Source organism: Inquilinus ginsengisoli (assembly GCF_031453975.1).
Classification (GTDB): Bacteria; Pseudomonadota; Alphaproteobacteria; order DSM-16000; family Inquilinaceae; genus Inquilinus; species Inquilinus ginsengisoli_A.
On sequence record NZ_JAVDPW010000006.1, the window covers coordinates 442,877 to 460,785 of the forward strand.

The window sequence follows — 17,909 nt, forward strand, 5'->3', positions numbered from 1 at the left end:
GCATGTTCAACGCCTTCGAACGCACCGTCGCCTTCCGCTACCTCCGGGCCCGCCGCAAGCAGGGCTTCGTCTCGGTCATCGCCGGGTTCTCGCTGCTCGGCATCGTGCTCGGCGTTGCCACGCTAATCACCGTCACCTCCGTGATGAACGGCTTCCGCACCGAGCTCCTGGCCCGCTTCCTCGGCCTCAACGCCCATGTCAGTATCTACGCCCTGGGCCAGAGCGAGATCACCGACTACGCACCGGTGGCCGGGCGGCTGCGCGGGGTCGACGGCGTCACCCAGGTGCTGCCGGTGATCCAGGGCATGGCCCTGGCCAGCGCCGGCAGCGCCTCGGCCGGCGTCCAGATCCGCGGCGAGCGGCCGGAGGACTTCCTGGCCCGGCCGCTGATCGCCCGCGACCTGCAGATCCAGTCCCCCGGCGCCTTCGCCGGCACTGAGGCGGTGGCGATCGGCAAGGCGCTGGCGGACAAGCTCGGCGTCGGCCTCGGCGGCCGCATCACCCTGCTGGCCCCGGGCGCGGGGTCGACAGGGCAGGGCGAGGCCGCCCCGGACAGCTCGCCGAAGGTCAAGGCCTTCACCGTGGTCGCGATCTTCGAGGCCGGCCTCTACGAATTCGATTCGGGTGTCGCGGTGATGCCGCTGGAAGCGGCGCAATCCCTCCTGCAGATGGGCGGCGGGGTCACCCGGCTCGACCTGTTCGTGCGCGACCCCGACCGGATCGCGGCGCTGCGCGACCCGCTGCAGCAGGCCACCGGGCCCGGCTTCCGCTTCTTCGACTGGCAGCAGGCGCTGGCCGGCTATCTCGACATCGTCGAGGGCCAGCGCAACGTCATCTTCGTCATCCTGTCGCTGATCGTGCTGGTGGCCGCGTTCAACATCATCTCCAGCCTGATCATGCTGGTGAAGGACAAGGGCGGCGACATCGCCATCCTGCGCACCATGGGCGCCACGCGCGGGGCCATCCTGCGCATCTTCTTCATGACCGGCGCCATCATCGGCGCGGTGGGCACCCTGGTCGGCCTGGGCCTCGGCGTCGCGCTGGCTGACAACCTCGAGCCGATCCGCCAGGGGCTGCAGAGCCTGACCGGCATGGTCATCTTCGATCCCAAGCAGTACTCCCTGACCCGGATCCCGACCGAGATCAACGCCGGCGAGGTGCTGCTGGTCTGCGGCATGGCGCTGGCCCTGTCCTTCCTGGCCTCGATCTACCCGGCCTGGCGGGCCGCGCGGCTCGATCCCGTGGAGGCCCTGCGGTACGAGTGATCCCGCCCCGCGAGAGCTTTTAAGACATCCCAACACCGTCATTGCGAGCGCAGCGAAGCAATCCAGGGCCACGCGCACCGGCACCATGGATTGCTTCGTCGGCTTCGCCTCCTCGCAATGACGGCGGGGGATGGGATGCGTTATGAATACCCTGTCGTCCGATTCTGCTGAATCGGGCCACCCCGGATCCCGTCGCCGCGGAGCACCGCCGCCATGCCACACGCCGATTTCATCCATCTGCGGGTGCACAGCGCCTACTCCCTGTCGGAAGGGGCGATCAAGATCAAGGAGCTGATCGGCATCTGCAAGAAGATGCAGATGCCGGCGGTGGCGGTCACCGACACCGGCAACCTGTTCGGCGCCCTGGAATTCGCCCTGGCGGCCAAGGATGCCGGCATCCAGCCGATCATCGGCACCATCCTCGCCATCGCCCGCACCGAGGTCGAGACCGGCGCCCGGGTCGGCGGGCCGGCCATCGCCGACCCCGACTGCCTGGTGCTGCTGGCCCAGGACGAGCGCGGCTACGAGAACCTGATGGCGCTGACCAGCCGCGCCTATCTCGAGACCGAGCAGGGCTTGGCGCCGCAGCTGTCGCTGGAGGCGCTGCAGGGCTACACCGACGGCCTGATCGCCCTGACCGGCGGGCCGAAGGGGCCGGTCGGGCGGTTGTTGCTGGCCGAGCATCCGGACCGGGCGCTGGCGACGCTGCGCTCGCTCAAGGCGCTGTTCCCGGACCGGCTCTATGTCGAGCTGATGCGGCACGGGCAGGAGGACGAGGACCGGATCGAGGCGGCGCTGATCGATTTCGCCTACAGCGAGAACATCCCGCTGGTCGCGACCAACGACTGCTTCTTCACCACCGAGGACATGTACGAGGCGCATGACGCGCTGCTGTGCATCGCCGAGGGCACCTATGTGGTCGAGGCCAACCGGCGGCGGGTGACCCGCGACCACCGCTTCCGCCCGGCCGAGGAGATGCGGCAGCTGTTCGCCGACCTGCCGGAGGCGGTCGACAACACGGTGGTGATCGCGAAGCGCTGCGCGGTGATGCCGAAGAAGCGGGCGCCGATCCTGCCGACCTTCCCGAGCGAGGCGGGGCGGACCGAGGCGGAGGAGCTGCGCGCCCAGGCCAAGGAGGGGCTGACGGCGCGGCTGGAGGCCCATGTCTACACGCCCGAGATGGGCGAGGCCGAGCGCGCGGCGGCGCTGGAGACCTACACCGCCCGGCTCGACTACGAGCTCGACGTCATCGAGAAGATGGGCTTCCCCGGCTACTTCCTGATCGTCTCGGACTTCATCAAATGGTCCAAGGCGAACGACATCCCGGTCGGCCCGGGCCGTGGCTCCGGCGCCGGCTCGGTCGTCGCCTGGGTGCTGACCATCACCGATCTCGACCCGCTGCGCTTCGGCCTGCTGTTCGAGCGCTTCCTCAACCCGGAACGCGTGTCGATGCCCGACTTCGACATCGACTTCTGCCAGGACCGGCGCGACGAGGTGATCACCTATGTCCGCGACAAGTACGGGCATGACCGGGTGGCGCAGATCATCACCTTCGGAAAGCTGCAGGCCCGCGCCGTGCTGCGCGACGTCGGCCGCGTGCTGCAGATGCCCTACGGCCAGGTCGACCGCATCTGCAAGCTGGTGCCGAACAACCCGGCCAACCCGGTCACCCTGTCCCAGGCGATCGACGGCGAACCGGCGCTGCAGCAGGAGCGCGACAACGACGAGCGGGTGCGCCACCTGATCGACCTGGCGATGAAGCTGGAGGGGCTGTACCGCCACGCCTCGACCCACGCCGCCGGCGTGGTCATCGGCGACCGGCCGCTGCACGAGCTGGTGGCGCTGTACCGAGACCCGCGCTCGCCGGTCCCCGCCACCCAGTTCAACATGAAGTATGTCGAGCAGGCCGGGCTGGTGAAGTTCGACTTCCTCGGCCTGAAGACGCTGACCGTGCTGCGCGTGGCCGAGAACCTGATCAAGGCCAGCGGGGTCGAGATCGACCTGGCGCACATCCCGCTCGACGACGGGCCGACCTACGCCATGCTCGGCCGGGCGGAGGCGACCGGGGTGTTCCAGCTGGAAAGTTCCGGCATGCGCGACGTGCTGCGCCGGATGAAGCCGAACCGCATCGGCGACATCATCGCGCTGGTGGCGCTGTACCGCCCCGGCCCGATGGACAACATCCCGACCTTCATCGAGGTGAAGAACGGCACCAAGGCGCCCGACTACCTGCATCCGTCGCTGCAGCCGATCCTGGAAGAGACCTACGGCATCATGGTCTACCAGGAACAGGTGATGCAGGTCGCCCAGACCCTGGCGGGCTATTCGCTCGGCGGCGCCGACCTGCTGCGCCGCGCCATGGGCAAGAAGATCAAGGCGGAGATGGATGCCCAGAAGGCCAGCTTCGTCGAGGGCGCGGTCGCCCGCGGCGTGCCGGCGGGGCAGGCGTCGAACATCTTCGACCAGGTCGAGAAGTTCGCAGGCTACGGCTTCAACAAGTCGCACGCCGCCGCCTATGCCATCGTCGCCTACCAGACCGCCTATCTGAAGGCGAACCATCCGGTCGAGTTCATGGCGGCGTCGATGACGCTCGACCTCGGCAACACCGACAAGCTGAACGTCTTCCGGCAGGAGCTGACGCGCCTGCGCATCAAGCTCCTGATCCCCGACATCAACAAGTCGGAGGCGGTGTTCGCGGTCGAGACGCTGCCCGACGGCGGCAAGGCCATCCGCTACGCCCTCGGCGCGATCAAGGGGGTGGGGCCGGAGGCGATGCGCAGCCTGGTGCTGGAGCGCGACCGCGGCGGCCCCTTCAAAGACCTGTTCGACCTGGCCCGGCGGCTCGACCTCAAGCTCTTGAACAAGCGCCAGCTGGAGAACCTGGCCCGGGCCGGGGCTTTCGATTCGATCGACAAGAACCGCGCCCGTGTCGTGGCCGCCTTCGACACGCTGCTGCGCTACGCCCACACCATGGTGGCGGAGCGCGAGAGCGGCCAGATCGGCCTGTTCGGCGGCCCGACCGGCGGCGAACTCAGCGCGCCGCCGCTGCCGACCATCCCCGACTGGGATTCGATGGAGCGGCTGCGGCAGGAGTTCGACGCGGTCGGCTTCTACCTCTCGGCCCATCCGCTCGACACCTACAACACCAAGCGCCTGGGCTCGGTGCGCTCGGCCGAGATCGGCCAGAAGATGCGGATGGGGCACACCCAGCTGCGGCTCGCCGGCATCCTGATGGCCAAGCGGGAGATGACCACCAAGACCGGTAACCGCATGTGCTTCGGCACCTTCTCCGACGCCAGCGGCGTGTTCGAGGTCACCTTCTTCGCCGAGACGCTGGCGACGGCGCGGCAGCTGCTCGAGGTCGGCGCCGCTTTGGCCATGGCGGTGGAGATCCAGAGCCGCGGCGAGGAGCTGCGGCTGACCGCGATGTCGGTCGAGCCGATCGACCAGGCCCTGGCCCGCAGCGCGGCGCGCTTCGTGATCTATGTCGACGGGGTCCATGCCATCCAGCCGCTGCACGGGCTGCTCGACCGCGAAGGGCAGGGGCGGTGCAAGGTCAACCTGCAGCTGCTGCTGGCGCCGACCGAGGAGGTCGAGATCGAGCTGCCCGGCGGCTATGCCGTGGGCGGCCGGGCCAAGGCCGCGCTGAAATCGGTGCCCGGCGTGCTCAGCGTCGAGGAGTTCTGACGGCCGGGAACGATTTCGCCCGTAGGTTGGGTTCGCCTCGGCGAACCCAACATCGCGCAGCCTGGACCGGTGTTGGGTTCGCTTATGCGAACCCAACCTACGCAACCTTAGACCAGCGCGCGCAGCTTCTTGCGCACGTCCAGCACCTCGTTCGCCGAGGCCCGGCCCTTGAACACCGCACCCCGCGCCCGCCAGTCGAGCGATTTCACCTGGTCGGCCAGCACGGCGCTGGGGACGCCGCCGGCGATCAGCACCTCGAACGGATAGCCCTTGGGCTTCGTCGTCATCGGGCAGGCGACCAGCAGGCCGACCTTGGCGTTGTAGGCCGCCGGCGAGAGGACGAGGGCAGGGCGGTGGCCGGCCTGCTCGTGCCCCGCCTGCGGATCGAAATCGACCCACACGATGTCGCCGCGATCGGGGACATAGGCCGCGGCGCCCGGCGGCTTCGCCATCTACCAGACCTCCTTGCCGACGGCCGGGCCGAAATCGACCGAATCGTGCCGGTTCTCGTCGGTGACGCCGGCCAGCAGGGTCTCGAGGTCGGTGCCGGCGATGCCGTCGTCGAGGATGGGCTCGATGATGATGCGGCCGCCCTCGAGGCGGACATCCACGGCCTGGTCGATCGAGAGGCGCGCGACATCCATGATCGCCGCGGGGATGCGCACGGCGGCGCTGTTCCCCCATTTCTTCACGGTCATTCTCATGCCGGCCTCCATGCCCCAGGCTGCTCGTCCTCAACGTCTATACATATGTAGATACGGTGCCGTTTGGGAGCAAGCCATCCGTATCGACAGTTGTCTCTACGTCGGTCGCATGCCTCCTGCTTGTCCGAAACCCGGATCTGCCGTTAAAAGGGCGATCTCCGGGGGCACCGTCCCCCCATTGCACCGGAGGGCAGGCGACCGTTCCGGCACCGTCCGGGTTGCCGCTCCTGTCTCTCCCATCGAGACTTCGCGATGACCGACACTTCCGATCACGGCATCCGCTTCGGGCGGATCGCGGCCATGCTTCCGGTCCGCGACATGGGCAAGGCGCAGGCCTTCTACACCGGGGTCCTGGGGTTCCGGAAAACCTTCGAGAACGGCGATCCCGTCGGCTTTGTGATCCTGCAGCGGGACGCCGCCGAGCTGCATCTGACGCTGCAGCCGGCCCACAAGGCGGCGCCGTTCAACGTGGCGCATCTGATGGTCGCGGATGTCGACGCGCTGCACCGGATCTGCCGGGACCACGGGCTGCGCATCGTCAAGGGCCTGCGCGACAAGGATTACGGCCTGCGCGCCTTCGTGTTCGAGGATCCGGACGGCAACCGCATCGACGTCGGCCAGCCGATCTGACCGGATGAGCCGGCCGGCCCGGCGCCCTGGTCTCGCCGGGCCGGTCCCTCGCCAGGCCTCAGTCCGCGGTCCCGTGCGGCCAGGCCCATTGCTGGATCTCCGGCATGTCCTCCCCGGTGTCGCGGATGTACGCCTTGTGCGCGATCAGCGCCTCGCGGAAGGCCTGTTTGACATGGGCGGCGGTCGCGTTCAGGCCCGGCACGCGCTCGATCGCCATCGTCGCCAGGCTGAACCGGTCCAGGCCGTTCAGCACCACCATGTCGAACGGCGTCGTGGTGGTGCCTTCCTCCCGATAGCCGCGCACATGCAGGTTGGCGTGGTTGGTCCGGCGATAGGTCAGGCGGTGAATCAGCTGGGGATAGCCGTGATAGGCGAAGATCACCGGCTTGTCGGCGGTGAACAGGCTGTCGAAATCGCGGTCCGCCAGGCCGTGGGGATGCTCCTCCCGGGTCTGCAGGGTCATGAGGTCGACGACGTTGACGACCCGGACCTTGAGCTCGGGCAGGTGCTGGCGCAGCAGGTCCACCGCCGCCAGCGTCTCCAGGGTCGGCACGTCGCCGGCGCAGGCCATCACCACGTCCGGCTCACGGCCGTCGTCGTTGCTCGCCCAGCGCCACAGGCCGATGCCGGCTTCGCAATGGGCGACCGCCGCCTCGATGCCCAGCCATTGCGGCGCGGGCTGCTTGCCGGCCACGATCACGTTGATGCGGTCATAGGTCCGCAGGCAGTGGTCGGTCACCCACAGCAGGCAGTTCGCGTCGGGCGGCAGGTAGACCCGCACGATGTCGGCCTTCTTGTTGACCACCAGGTCGACGAAGCCGGGATCCTGGTGGCTGAAGCCGTTGTGGTCCTGCCGCCAGACATGCGAGGTCAGCAGGTAGTTCAGCGATGCGATCGGCCGGCGCCAGCCCAGCCCGCGCGAGACCTTCAGCCACTTCGCGTGCTGGTTGACCATCGAATCGACGATGTGGATGAACGCCTCGTAGCAGGAGAACAGCCCGTGGCGGCCGGTCAGGAGATAGCCTTCGAGCCATCCCTGGCAGAGGTGCTCGCTCAGCACCTCCATCACCCGGCCGTCGCGGGCGAGGTGCACGTCGTAGGGCTCGATCGGCTCCATCCACACCCGGTCGGTCGCCTCGAACACGGCGTCGAGGCGGTTCGAGGCGGTCTCGTCCGGGCCCACGATGCGGAAGTTGCGGGCCTCGGCGTTGAGGGTCATCACGTCGCGCAGGTAGGTGCCCATGGCGCGGGTCGCCTCGCCTTGGGTGGCGCCCGGCTTCGGCACGGCAAGGGCATGGTCGCGGAAATCGGGCAGGCGGAGCTCCCGGCGCAGCAGCCCGCCATTGGCGTTCGGGTTGGCCCCCATGCGCCGAGCCCCCGACGGCGCCAGCTCCGCCAGGTCCGGCCGCAGCCGCCCCGACTCGTCGAACAGGGTCTCCGGCCTGTAGCTGCGCATCCAGGCTTCGAGCAGGCGCAGGTGCTCCGGGTTCTCGCGGACCTTCGACAGCGGCACCTGATGGGCCCGCCAGAAGCCCTCGACCTTCTGGCCGTCGACCTCCTTCGGCCCGGTCCAGCCCTTGGGGCTGCGCAGCACGATCATCGGCCAGCGCGGCAGGTCGGTCGCACCTTGCGCTTGCCGCGCGGCCGCCTGGATCGCCCGGATCCGGTTGGCCGCGACGTCGAGCGTGTCGGCCATCAGCCGGTGCATCGCTTCAGGATCGCTGCCCTCGACGAACAGCGGCTCGTAGCCGTAGCCGACGAACAGGCTGCGCAGGTCGCTTTCCGCCATGCGGCCGAGCAGCGTGGGGTTGGCGATCTTGTAGCCGTTCAGATGCAGGATCGGCAGCACGGCGCCGTCGCGGGCCGGGTTCAGGAACTTGTTCGAATGCCAGGAGGCGGCCAGGGCGCCGGTTTCGGCCTCGCCGTCGCCCACCACGCAGGCCACGATCAGGTCCGGATTGTCGAACGCCGCGCCGAAGGCGTGGGCCAGGGCATAGCCCAGCTCGCCGCCCTCATGGATCGAGCCCGGGGTCTCGGGCGCCGCATGGCTCGGGATGCCGCCGGGGAAGGAAAACTGGCGAAACAGCTTCCGCATCCCCTCCGCGTCGGGCGAGATGTCGGGATAGATCTCGCTGTAGCTGCCTTCGAGATAGGTGTTGGCGACCATGCCGGGGCCGCCATGGCCGGGCCCGCAGATGTAGATCATGTCGAGGTCGCGCGCCCGGATCAGCCGGTTGAGATGCGCGTAGACGAAGTTCAGCCCCGGGGTGGTGCCCCAATGGCCGAGCAGGCGCGGCTTGACCTGCTCCACGGTCAGCGGCTGGCGCAGCAGCGGGTTGTCGAGCAGGTAGATCTGGCCGACCGACAGATAGTTGGCCGCGCGCCAGTACTGGTCGATCCGGCCCAGCTCCTCGTCCGAGGCCCTGACATCGACGCCCGCAGCGGAACCCGATGGCGTGTTCATCCCGTATCCCCTTGTTGGCTGGCGTCGCCGCCGATCAATCTCTCGAGGCTCCTGGCGATCGGGAGCTCCTCGTCGGTGGGCACCACCAGGATGTCCACCGGTGAACCGTCGCGGCTGATGCGGCCCTCGGCGCGGTCGTTCCGACCGGCGTCGAGCTGCAGCCCCGCCCATGCCATGCCCTGGCAGATCATCCGGCGCAGGCGGGCCGAATGCTCGCCGATGCCTGCCGTGAAGACGAAGGCATCGAGCCCGCCGAGTGCTGCGACGAGCGACCCTGCCTCGCGCACCACGCGATAGGCGAAGAGCTCGAGCGCCTCGGCGGCGTGCGGGTCGGTGCTCTCTTCGAGCACATGGACGTCGCTGCTGGACCCGGAAACGCCGAGCAGGCCGGACCGGGTGTTCAGCAGGTCGTCGACCGCGGCCGGGGACATCGTCCGCTGGTTCAGCAGGTAGAGCACGATGCCCGGGTCGATCGCACCGCAGCGCGTGCCCATCATCAGGCCGTCGAGCGCCGTGAACCCCATGGTGGTGGCGATGCTGGCGCGGTTGGCCATGGCGCACAGGCTGGCGCCGCTGCCGAGATGCGCGACGATGACCCGGCCAGAGGCGCGCGTACCGAGCAGGTCGGGCAGGAGTCCGGCGATGTATTCGTAGGACAGGCCGTGGAAGCCGTAGCGGATGATCCCTTGCTCCGTGAGCTCGCGCGGCAGGGGGAACAGCTGCGCCAGGCGGGGCAGGGTGCGGTGGAACGCGGTGTCGAAGCAGGCCACCTGCGGCAGGCCCGGCCAGGCCGCCTCCACGGCCGCGATCGCGGCGAGGTTGTGCTGCTGGTGGTTCGGCGCCAGGGGGATCAGCGTCTCGAGCTCCGCCATCACCGCGGGATCGATGCGCACGGGCGCGCTGAACCTGGCGCCGCCATGGACGACCCGGTGCCCGGCCGCGGCCAGGGTGACGCCGTCGAGGCGCCGGATCGCGGACACCAGCCATCGCGTCACCGCATCCCGGTCCGCGCCGGTTGGGGGCGCCCCGCCGGCGGTCAGCCCGGCGGCCCGCGGCCCGCTGGTCTTGACCTTGCCGGCCCGGCCGATCTCGCTGATCCCGCCGCGGCACAGCAGGGCCAGCCCATCGCGCTCGTAGAGTGCGAATTTGAGGCTCGACGAGCCGGCATTGAGGACCAGGACAGCGTCGATCATGGACACGGAGACCTTCCCGGCGCGCGGTGGACAGGCACCATGGAGCACAAGCCTTGACCCATGTGAACAGTTCCCTCCATCGGACCGGTTGTCGCGCCGGCAGTGAATCCGGCAACCGCGCTTGTTGCCGCGCCGCCGCGAGAGTCTGGCCAAAGCTGCGATCCCGCGCTAGAACCCCCACCGGACCCGGGCGCGGATGGCTGCGCCGCGGGCGATGTCTGTTGGAAGAATTTGCCTTGCGCACCGAAACCCGCGGCATGGCCCTGGCGCTGATCTGCATGATCGGCGCGGTGGTGGCCTCGAACTACCTAGTCCAGTTCCCGATCAACGACTGGCTGACCTGGGGTGCCTTCACCTATCCCCTGACCTTCCTGGTCACCGACCTGACCAACCGCTTCTTCGGCCCGCACCGTGCCCGCCAGGTCGCCTATGCCGGCTTCGCCATCGCCGTGGTGCTGTCGCTGTGGCTGGCCGATTGGCGCATCGCCGTGGCCTCCGGCACCGCCTTCCTGGTCGGGCAGCTGCTCGACATCCACATCTTCAACCGGCTGCGCCGCGCCGCCTGGTGGCAGGCGCCCTTCGTCGGCTCGGTCCTGGGCTCGGTGGTCGACACCGGCATCTTCTTCACCATTGCCTTCGCCGGCACCGGCCTGCCGATCCTGAGCCTGATGGCCGGCGACCTCTCGGTGAAGCTGGCCTGCGCGCTGCTGTTCCTGGCGCCGTTCCGCGCGCTGATGAACGTTGTGATGCCGATGCCGACGCTGCAGAACGGCTGACCCAGAGCCCCATGCGAGTCGACGATTTCGATTTCGATCTGCCGCGGCAGCTGATCGCCGACCGGCCCGCCGAGCCGCGCGACGCCGCGCGGCTGCTGGAGGTCGAGGCGGGCGGGCTGATGACCGGCCCCGAGCTGACGGATTGGCATGTGCGCGACCTGCCGGGCCTGCTGAAGGCCGGCGACGTGCTGGTGGTCAACGACACCCGGGTGATTCCGGCGCGGCTGCGCGGCAAGCGCGGCCTGGCCGGGGTCGAGATCATGCTGCACCAGCCGGTCGACGCCGGGCGCTGGCGCGCCTTCGCCCGCCCGGCCAAGAAGCTGAGCCCGGGGGACACAATCGTTTTCGCCGAGGATTTCACCGCCACGGTGATTGCCAAGGGCGAGGGCGGCGACGTCGAGATCGCCTTTAACGACCCGGCCGCGCTGGCCGACCAGCTGCAGCGCCATGGCGAGATCCCGCTGCCGCCCTATATCGACCGGCCGGACGGGCCGGATGCGCGCGACCTCGACGACTACCAGACCATGTTCGCCGCCCATGACGGGGCCGTCGCCGCGCCGACCGCGGGGCTGCACTTCACCCCGGCGCTGCTCGACGCCCTGACGGCGCGCGGCGTCGAGACGGTGCGGCTGACGCTGCATGTCGGCGCCGGCACCTTCCTGCCGGTCAAAAGCGAGACCGTCGAAGAGCATGTGATGCATGCCGAGCGCGGCGTGCTGACCGCCGAGGCCGCCGCCCGGATCAACGCCGCCCGCGCCGCCGGCGGCCGGGTCGTCGCGGTCGGCACCACCAGCCTGCGCCTGCTGGAGAGCGCGGCGGGGGAGGACGGCGCGGTCCACCCCTTCACCGGCAGCACCGCGATCTTCATCACGCCCGGCCACCGCTTCCGCGTCGTCGACCTGCTGGTGACCAATTTCCACCTGCCGCGGTCGACCCTGTTCATGCTGGTATGCGCCTTCGCCGGGACTGAGTGGATGAAGCAGGCCTATGCCCATGCCATCGCGACCGGCTATCGCTTCTATTCCTATGGCGACACCAGCCTGCTGCACCGTCAGACCGCCCCATGACCGATCCCGCCTTCCGCTTCGAACTCCTGGGCCATGACGGCGCCGCCCGCCTCGGGCGCGTGCACACCGCCCATGGCGTGGTCGACACCCCGACCTTCATGCCGGTCGGCACCGCCGCCACGGTGAAGGCGATGAAGCCGGAGGACGTGGCCGCGACCGGCGCCCAGATCGTGCTGGGCAACACTTACCACCTGATGCTGCGGCCGGGGGCGGAGCGGGTGGGCCGGCTGGGCGGGCTGCACCGCTTCATGAACTGGCCCGGCCCGATCCTGACCGATTCCGGCGGCTTCCAGGTGATGTCCTTGTCCAAGCTGCGGCGCATGGACAAGGACGGGGTGACCTTCCGCTCGCATCTCGACGGCAGCGAGCACCGGCTGACGCCGGAGCGGTCGACCGAGATCCAGCACCTGCTCGACGCCACCATCACCATGGCCTTCGACGAGTGCACGCCGTTCCCGTCGGAGCCGGAGGTGGCGGCCAGCTCGATGCGGCTGTCGATGGCGTGGGCGAAGCGGTCGCGCGACGCCTTCGTCGCCCGGCAGGGCTATGGCCAGTTCGGCATCGTCCAGGGCAGCGTCTACCCCGACCTCCGCGCCGAATCCGCCGCCGCGCTGGCCGCCATCGGCTTCGAGGGCTACGCCATCGGTGGGCTGGCGGTGGGCGAGGGGCAGGAGCGGATGTTCGCCGCCCTCGACGTCACCACCCAGGTGCTGCCCGAGGACCGGCCGCGCTATCTCATGGGCGTGGGCAAGCCGTCCGACCTGGTCGGGTCGGTGCGCCGCGGCGTCGACATGTTCGACTGCGTGCTGCCGACCCGGTCCGGCCGCACCGGCCAGGCCTTCACCCGCCGCGGCACGGTCAACATGCGCAACGCCCGGCACCAGGATGACGGGCGGCCGCTCGACGAGGCCTGCCGCTGCCCGGCCTGCCGCCAGTACAGCCGCGCCTACCTGCACCACCTGATGCGCAGCGAGGAGGTGCTGGGTCTGATGCTGCTGACCACGCACAACCTGACCTATTATCAGGACCTGATGGCCGGGCTGCGCGGCGCCATCGCCGCCGGCACGCTCGACGCCTTCACCGCCGCCTTCGAGGCGGAACAGGCGCAGGGCGACATCCCGGCGCTGTAGGAGACGAGGACCATGGCCCGCAAGGCGCCCACGGCAGGCAAGGCAAAGGGCGTCGAGGCGCTCACCCAGCTCGGCCAGGCCACCACCCTGCCGGCATCGCCGGAGGCGGCGGTGCTGGAGACGGTGGCGAATCCGCGGCCGAAGCAGCTGTACCTCGTGCGCTTCACCGCGCCGGAATTCACCTCGCTGTGCCCGATGACCGGGCAGCCGGACTTTGCCCATCTGGTGATCGACTACGCCCCGGCGGCGAAGATCGTCGAGAGCAAGTCGCTGAAGCTGTTCCTGGGGTCGTTCCGCAACCACGGCGCCTTCCACGAGGACTGCACCGTCAATGTCGCCGAGCGGCTGATCAAGGCGATGAAGCCGCGCTGGCTGCGCATCGGCGGCTACTGGTACCCGCGCGGCGGCATCCCGATCGACGTGTTCTACCAGAGCGGCCCGGCGCCGGACGGGCTGTGGCTGCCCGACCAGGGCGTGCCGCCCTACCGCGGACGGGGATGACCGGCGCAGCCGACATCAAGGACCGGATCAGGGCCGAGGCGAAAGCGCTCGGCTTCGATAGCGTCGGCTTCGCCGCAGCGGTGCCGGACCCGAAGCTGAGGGAGCGGCTGGCGCTGTTCCTGGCCGAAGGGCAGCACGGCGAGATGGGCTGGATGGAGGCGAATGCCGACCGCCGGGCCGATCCCCTGACCCTGTGGCCGGAGGCGCGCACCGTGCTGTCGCTCGGCCTCAACTACGGCCCGGCGGAGGATCCGCTGCCGCTGCTGCAGCAGCGGGGGCGGGGCGCGATCTCGGTCTACGCCCAGGGCCGCGACTACCACGACGTGGTCAAGAAGAAGCTGAAGGCACTGGGTGGCTGGATCCACCGCAGCTTCAACACCGAACTGAAGGTCTTCGTCGACACCGCCCCGGTGATGGAGAAGCCGCTGGCGATGCAGGCCGGGATCGGCTGGCAGGGCAAGCACACCAACCTGGTGTCGCGCGACTACGGCTCCTGGCTGTTCCTCGGCGAGATCTACCTGGCGATCGAGCTGCCGCCCGACGCGCCCGAGCGGGACCATTGCGGATCCTGCCGCGCCTGCCTCGATTCCTGCCCGACCGCGGCGTTCCCCACGCCCTACCGGCTGGATGCAAGGCGCTGCATCTCCTACCTCACCATCGAGCACAAGGGCCCGATCCCGCACGAGCTGCGGCCGCTGATCGGCAACCGCATCTATGGCTGCGACGACTGCCTGGCGGTGTGCCCCTGGAACAAGTTCGCCGAGATGGGGCGCGAGGCGGCGCTGGCGCCGCGACCGGAGCTGAACGGCCCGGCCCTGGCCTCGCTGCTGGGATTCGACGATGCCGGCTTCCGCGCGGCCTTCGCCGGGTCGCCGATCAAGCGCATCGGCCGCGACCGCTTCCTGCGCAACGTGCTGGTCGCCGTCGGCAACAGCGGCGACGCGGCGCTGGCGCCGCTGGTCGAGCCGCTGCTCGACGATGCCGCGGCCACGGTGCGCGGCGCCGCCGTCTGGGCGCTCTCCCGGCTGCTCGGCCCGGCCGGGCTGCGCCGCCTCGCTTCGGCCCGGTCGGCGGATCCGGAGGCGGAGGTCCGCGAGGAATGGCGGGTCGGGATCGCCGCCGCCAACTGATCGCCCGGCTTGCATTTCCGGGGCGCAGGGCGTATCAACCGCGCCGTCGTCAATCCCACACGCGGGCATCGCGGCCTGACCACAGCAGTGGCTCGGTCGCTCCGGTGCTTTTCGCCATATCCGCAATCCCGCGGTCAGGCGAGGGGCAAGGCCCGCGGCGGAACAACCGGAAAAGGACATTCCGACCATGGCTACGCCGACCTTCACCATGCGCCAGCTCCTCGAAGCCGGGGCGCATTTCGGCCACCACACCCGTCGCTGGAACCCGAAGATGGGCCCGTTCATCTTCGGCGTGCGCAACGGCGTGCACATCATCGATCTCGAGCAGACCGTGCCCCTGCTGCACCGCGCGCTCGACGCGGTCCGTGACGTCGTCGCCAATGGCGGCCGCGTCCTGTTCGTCGGCACCAAGCGCCAGGCGCAGGACCAGATCGCCGAGGCGGCCAAGCGTTGCGGCCAGTACTTCGTCAACCATCGCTGGCTCGGCGGCATGCTGACCAACTGGAAGACGGTGTCGCAGTCGATCAAGCGCCTCAAGGAGATGGACGAGCAGCTGTCCCAGGGCGCGCTCGGCCTGACCAAGAAGGAGCAGCTGACCCTGACCCGCGAGCGCGACAAGCTCGAGAAGGCGCTGGGCGGCATCCGCGACATGGGCGGCCTGCCCGACATCCTCGTCATCATCGACACCAACAAGGAGTCGATCGCGGTGCTCGAGGCCACCAAGCTCGGCATCCCGGTCGTCGCCGTGCTCGACAGCAACTCCAGCCCGGACCACATCACCTTCCCGGTGCCGGGCAATGACGACGCGCTGCGTGCGATCGAGCTGTACTGCGAGCTGTTCTCCGGCGCCGTCATCGCCGGCATCCAGGCCGAGATGAGCGCCAGCGGCGCCGATGTCGGCGCCCTCGAGGAGGCGCCGGTCGAAGAGGCCCTGCCGGAGGCCGAAGAGGTGCCGGTCGTCGAGGCCGGCGAGCCGGAACAGCCGGCCGCCTGAGGCGACAACGATACCGGGGCGGCCCAGACAGCCGCCCCTTTCTTTCGATGAGGGCGCTTGCGACCGCAGACTGGGCGCAGCGCCGAACGAACCGAATACGAGGACGATATGGCAGAGATCACCGCAGCGCTCGTGAAGGAGCTTCGTGAGAAGACCGGCGCCGGCATGATGGACTGCAAGAAGGCGCTCGGCGAAGCCGGCGGCGATCTCGAGGCCGCGGTCGACTGGCTGCGCAAGAAGGGCCTCGCCGCCGCCGCCAAGAAGGCCGGCCGCGTCGCCGCGGAAGGCCTGGTCGGCGTCGCCGTCGAAGGCAACCGGGGCGCGCTGGTCGAGGTCAATTCCGAGACCGACTTCGTGTCGCGCAACGACAAGTTCCAGGGTCTCGTCTCGACCCTCGCCGGCCTCGCCCTCAAGGCCGACGGCAAGGTCGAGGCGCTGGCCGCCAGCGCCTATCCCGGCACCGGCCGCACCGCCGCCGAGGAGGTGACGCACCTGGTCGCCACCATCGGCGAGAACATCAGCCTGCGCCGCAGCACTGCCCTGTCGGTGTCGAACGGCGTCGTCGCCGCCTATGTCCACAGCCCGGTCGCCCCGGGCCTCGGCAAGATCGGCGTGCTGGTGGCGCTGGAATCGACCGGCGACAAGGCCAAGCTCGAGGCCTTCGGCAAGCAGGTCGCGATGCATGTCGCGGCGGCCCGGCCGGATGCGCTGCACGTCGCTGACGTCGATGTCACCGCCCTGGACCGCGAGCGCAGCGTGCTGGCCGATCAGGCGCGGGCCAGCGGCAAGCCCGAGGCGATCATCGAGAAGATGGTCGAGGGCCGGCTGCGCAAGTACTACGAGGAAGTGGTGCTGCACGAGCAGGTCTGGGTGCTCGACGGCGAGAGCAAGGTCCGGCAGGCGATCGAGGACGCGGCCAAGTCGGTCGGCGCCCCGGTCACCGTCACCGGTTTCGTCCGCTTCGTGCTCGGTGAGGGCATCGAGAAGGAGCAGGGCGATTTCGCGGCCGAAGTGGCGGCCACGCTCGGCCGCTGACGTCGGAAAGAACGCGGATCCGCGACGCTGAGGGAGTGGGACGACATGGCGAAGGCCGCCCAGTATCGACGGGTGCTGTTGAAGATTTCCGGGGAAGCCCTGATGGGCGACCAGGAGTACGGCATCGACCCGAAGATGGTGGAGCGCATCGCCGATGATGTCGCCCAGGTCCACGCCCTCGGCGTCGAGATCTGCATGGTGGTCGGCGGCGGCAACATCTTCCGCGGCATGAGCGGCGCCGCCTCCGGCATCGAGCGGGCGACCGCCGACTACATGGGCATGCTGGCCACCGTGATGAACGGGCTGGCGCTGCAGAGCGCCTGCGAGCACAAGGGCCTGCACACCCGCGTGGTCTCGGCCATCCCGATGCAGACGGTGTGCGAGCCCTATATCCGGCGCCGGGCGATCCGGCACATGGAGAAGGGCCGCGTCGTCATCTTCGTCGGCGGCACCGGCAACCCGTTCTTCACCACCGACACCGGCGCCGCGCTCCGTGCCTCCGAAATGGGGTGCGACGCGCTGCTGATGGGCAAGCAGGTCGACGGCGTCTACGACGCCGATCCGCTCAAGGTTGCAGACGCCAAGCGCTTCGACCGCTTGACCTACATGGATGTGCTGGCAAAAGATCTCCGCGTCATGGACCATGCGGCGATCTCGCTGGCGCGTGAGAACAAGATCCCGATCCTCGTCTTCTCCATCAACGAGCATGGCGCGTTTGCGGAGGTGGTCGCGGGGCAGGGGCGCTACACAATCGTTACCGAGGAGGGCTGAGCGTGGCCAAAGCCGATCTCGAAGACATCGACCGCCGGATGACCGGCGCCATCGAGTCTCTGCGCAAGGATCTCGGCGGTCTCCGCACCGGCCGTGCCAGCGCCAGCCTGCTCGAGCCGATCACGGTCGATGCCTATGGCGCCCAGATGCCGCTCAACCAGGTCGGCACCATCGGCGTGCCGGAGCCGCGGCTGCTGACCGTCTCGGTCTGGGACCGCAGCATGGTCAAGGCGGTGGAGAAGGCGATCCGCGACTCCGGGCTCGGGCTCAACCCGCAGACCGAAGGCCAGACCGTGCGCGTGCCGCTGCCGGATCTGAGCGAGGAGCGCCGCCGCGAGCTGACCAAGGTCGCCGGCAAATACGCCGAGGCCGCCCGCGTCGCGGTGCGCAATGTCCGCCGCGACGGCATGGATATGCTGAAGCGGCTGGAAAAGGACCACGAGATCTCCGAGGATGAGCACAAGCGCCTGGCCGACGAGATCCAGTCCCTGACCGACCGCCACATCCGCAAGGTCGACGAGGTCGCGGCGCAAAAGGAAAAAGAAATCCTTCACGTCTGAGC

At 69.3% G+C, this 17,909-nt stretch carries 16 protein-coding genes; 12 read left to right on the plus strand and 4 right to left on the minus strand.

The annotated features are described in order from the left end of the window. Positions 1–2: 2 nt before the first annotated feature. Together E9232_RS19120 and dnaE are read left to right on the plus strand one after the other, a co-directional pair. A complete protein-coding gene (locus E9232_RS19120; protein WP_309796401.1) occupies positions 3–1,265 on the plus strand; it encodes a lipoprotein-releasing ABC transporter permease subunit in 1,263 nt (420 codons plus the stop codon). Positions 1,266–1,478: 213 nt separating this feature from the next. After that, the gene (gene dnaE, locus E9232_RS19125; RefSeq protein WP_309796403.1) at positions 1,479–4,952 is read left to right on the plus strand and encodes a DNA polymerase III subunit alpha; all 3,474 of its coding nucleotides are present in this window, start codon (positions 1,479–1,481) and stop codon (positions 4,950–4,952) included. 107 nt (positions 4,953–5,059) lie between these two features. Here dnaE and mazF read toward each other — a convergent pair whose 3' ends face one another. Next, a complete protein-coding gene (gene mazF, locus E9232_RS19130; protein ID WP_309796405.1) occupies positions 5,060–5,404 on the minus strand; it encodes an endoribonuclease MazF in 345 nt (114 codons plus the stop codon). Then, positions 5,405–5,656: an AbrB/MazE/SpoVT family DNA-binding domain-containing protein gene (locus tag E9232_RS19135; protein ID WP_309796407.1), complete on the minus strand. Its 252-nt coding sequence runs from the start codon at positions 5,654–5,656 to the stop codon at positions 5,405–5,407. 252 nt (positions 5,657–5,908) lie between these two features. On the opposite strand from E9232_RS19135, the gene E9232_RS19140 reads away from it, so the two are divergent. After that, on the plus strand, positions 5,909–6,286 hold the full coding sequence (locus E9232_RS19140) for a glyoxalase superfamily protein (protein ID WP_309796409.1): 378 nt from the start codon (positions 5,909–5,911) through the stop codon (positions 6,284–6,286). A 58-nt stretch (positions 6,287–6,344) separates the two neighbouring features. Here the strand turns inward: E9232_RS19140 and E9232_RS19145 are convergent, their stop codons facing one another. Both E9232_RS19145 and E9232_RS19150 read right to left on the minus strand, forming a co-directional pair. Beyond that, positions 6,345–8,750 carry a phosphoketolase family protein gene (locus tag E9232_RS19145; RefSeq protein WP_309796411.1) on the minus strand — a complete coding sequence of 802 codons (2,406 nt, stop codon included), beginning with the start codon at positions 8,748–8,750 and terminating at the stop codon, positions 6,345–6,347. Further along, complete coding sequence (locus E9232_RS19150) at positions 8,747–9,943, minus strand: acetate/propionate family kinase (RefSeq protein ID WP_309796413.1); 1,197 nt, start codon at positions 9,941–9,943, stop codon at positions 8,747–8,749. Before E9232_RS19150 ends, E9232_RS19145 begins: the two co-directional genes overlap by 4 nt. 236 nt (positions 9,944–10,179) lie before the next feature. Here E9232_RS19150 and E9232_RS19155 point away from each other — a divergent pair, with 236 nt between their 5' ends. The 9 genes from E9232_RS19155 (at position 10,180) to frr (ending at position 17,907) form a co-directional block, all read left to right on the plus strand. Beyond that, positions 10,180–10,719, plus strand: a complete 540-nt coding sequence (locus tag E9232_RS19155; protein WP_374710637.1) for a queuosine precursor transporter — start codon at positions 10,180–10,182, stop codon at positions 10,717–10,719. A gap of 11 nt (positions 10,720–10,730) precedes the next feature. Beyond that, entirely contained in the window at positions 10,731–11,786 is a 1,056-nt protein-coding gene (gene queA, locus E9232_RS19160) for a tRNA preQ1(34) S-adenosylmethionine ribosyltransferase-isomerase QueA (protein WP_309796417.1), read from the plus strand. Continuing rightward, positions 11,783–12,916 (plus strand): tRNA guanosine(34) transglycosylase Tgt, encoded by a 1,134-nt coding sequence (gene tgt, locus E9232_RS19165; RefSeq protein ID WP_309796419.1) that lies wholly within the window; start codon positions 11,783–11,785, stop codon positions 12,914–12,916. The genes queA and tgt overlap by 4 nt, the downstream gene beginning before the upstream one ends. Before the next feature lie 12 nt (positions 12,917–12,928). After that, positions 12,929–13,417, plus strand: coding sequence for a preQ(1) synthase (queF, locus tag E9232_RS19170; protein WP_309796421.1), 489 nt, complete (start codon positions 12,929–12,931; stop codon positions 13,415–13,417). Beyond that, positions 13,414–14,547, plus strand: coding sequence for a tRNA epoxyqueuosine(34) reductase QueG (gene queG, locus E9232_RS19175; protein WP_309796423.1), 1,134 nt, complete (start codon positions 13,414–13,416; stop codon positions 14,545–14,547). Before queF ends, queG begins: the two co-directional genes overlap by 4 nt. A gap of 187 nt (positions 14,548–14,734) precedes the next feature. After that, a complete protein-coding gene (gene rpsB, locus E9232_RS19180; protein WP_309796424.1) occupies positions 14,735–15,541 on the plus strand; it encodes a 30S ribosomal protein S2 in 807 nt (268 codons plus the stop codon). Positions 15,542–15,649: 108 nt separating this feature from the next. Further along, on the plus strand, positions 15,650–16,576 hold the full coding sequence (gene tsf, locus E9232_RS19185) for a translation elongation factor Ts (protein ID WP_309796426.1): 927 nt from the start codon (positions 15,650–15,652) through the stop codon (positions 16,574–16,576). A gap of 45 nt (positions 16,577–16,621) precedes the next feature. After that, positions 16,622–17,347 (plus strand): UMP kinase, encoded by a 726-nt coding sequence (pyrH, locus tag E9232_RS19190; RefSeq protein ID WP_309796428.1) that lies wholly within the window; start codon positions 16,622–16,624, stop codon positions 17,345–17,347. Positions 17,348–17,385: 38 nt separating this feature from the next. After that, positions 17,386–17,907 carry a ribosome recycling factor gene (gene frr, locus E9232_RS19195; RefSeq protein ID WP_374710639.1) on the plus strand — a complete coding sequence of 174 codons (522 nt, stop codon included), beginning with the start codon at positions 17,386–17,388 and terminating at the stop codon, positions 17,905–17,907. Positions 17,908–17,909 lie beyond the last annotated feature (2 nt).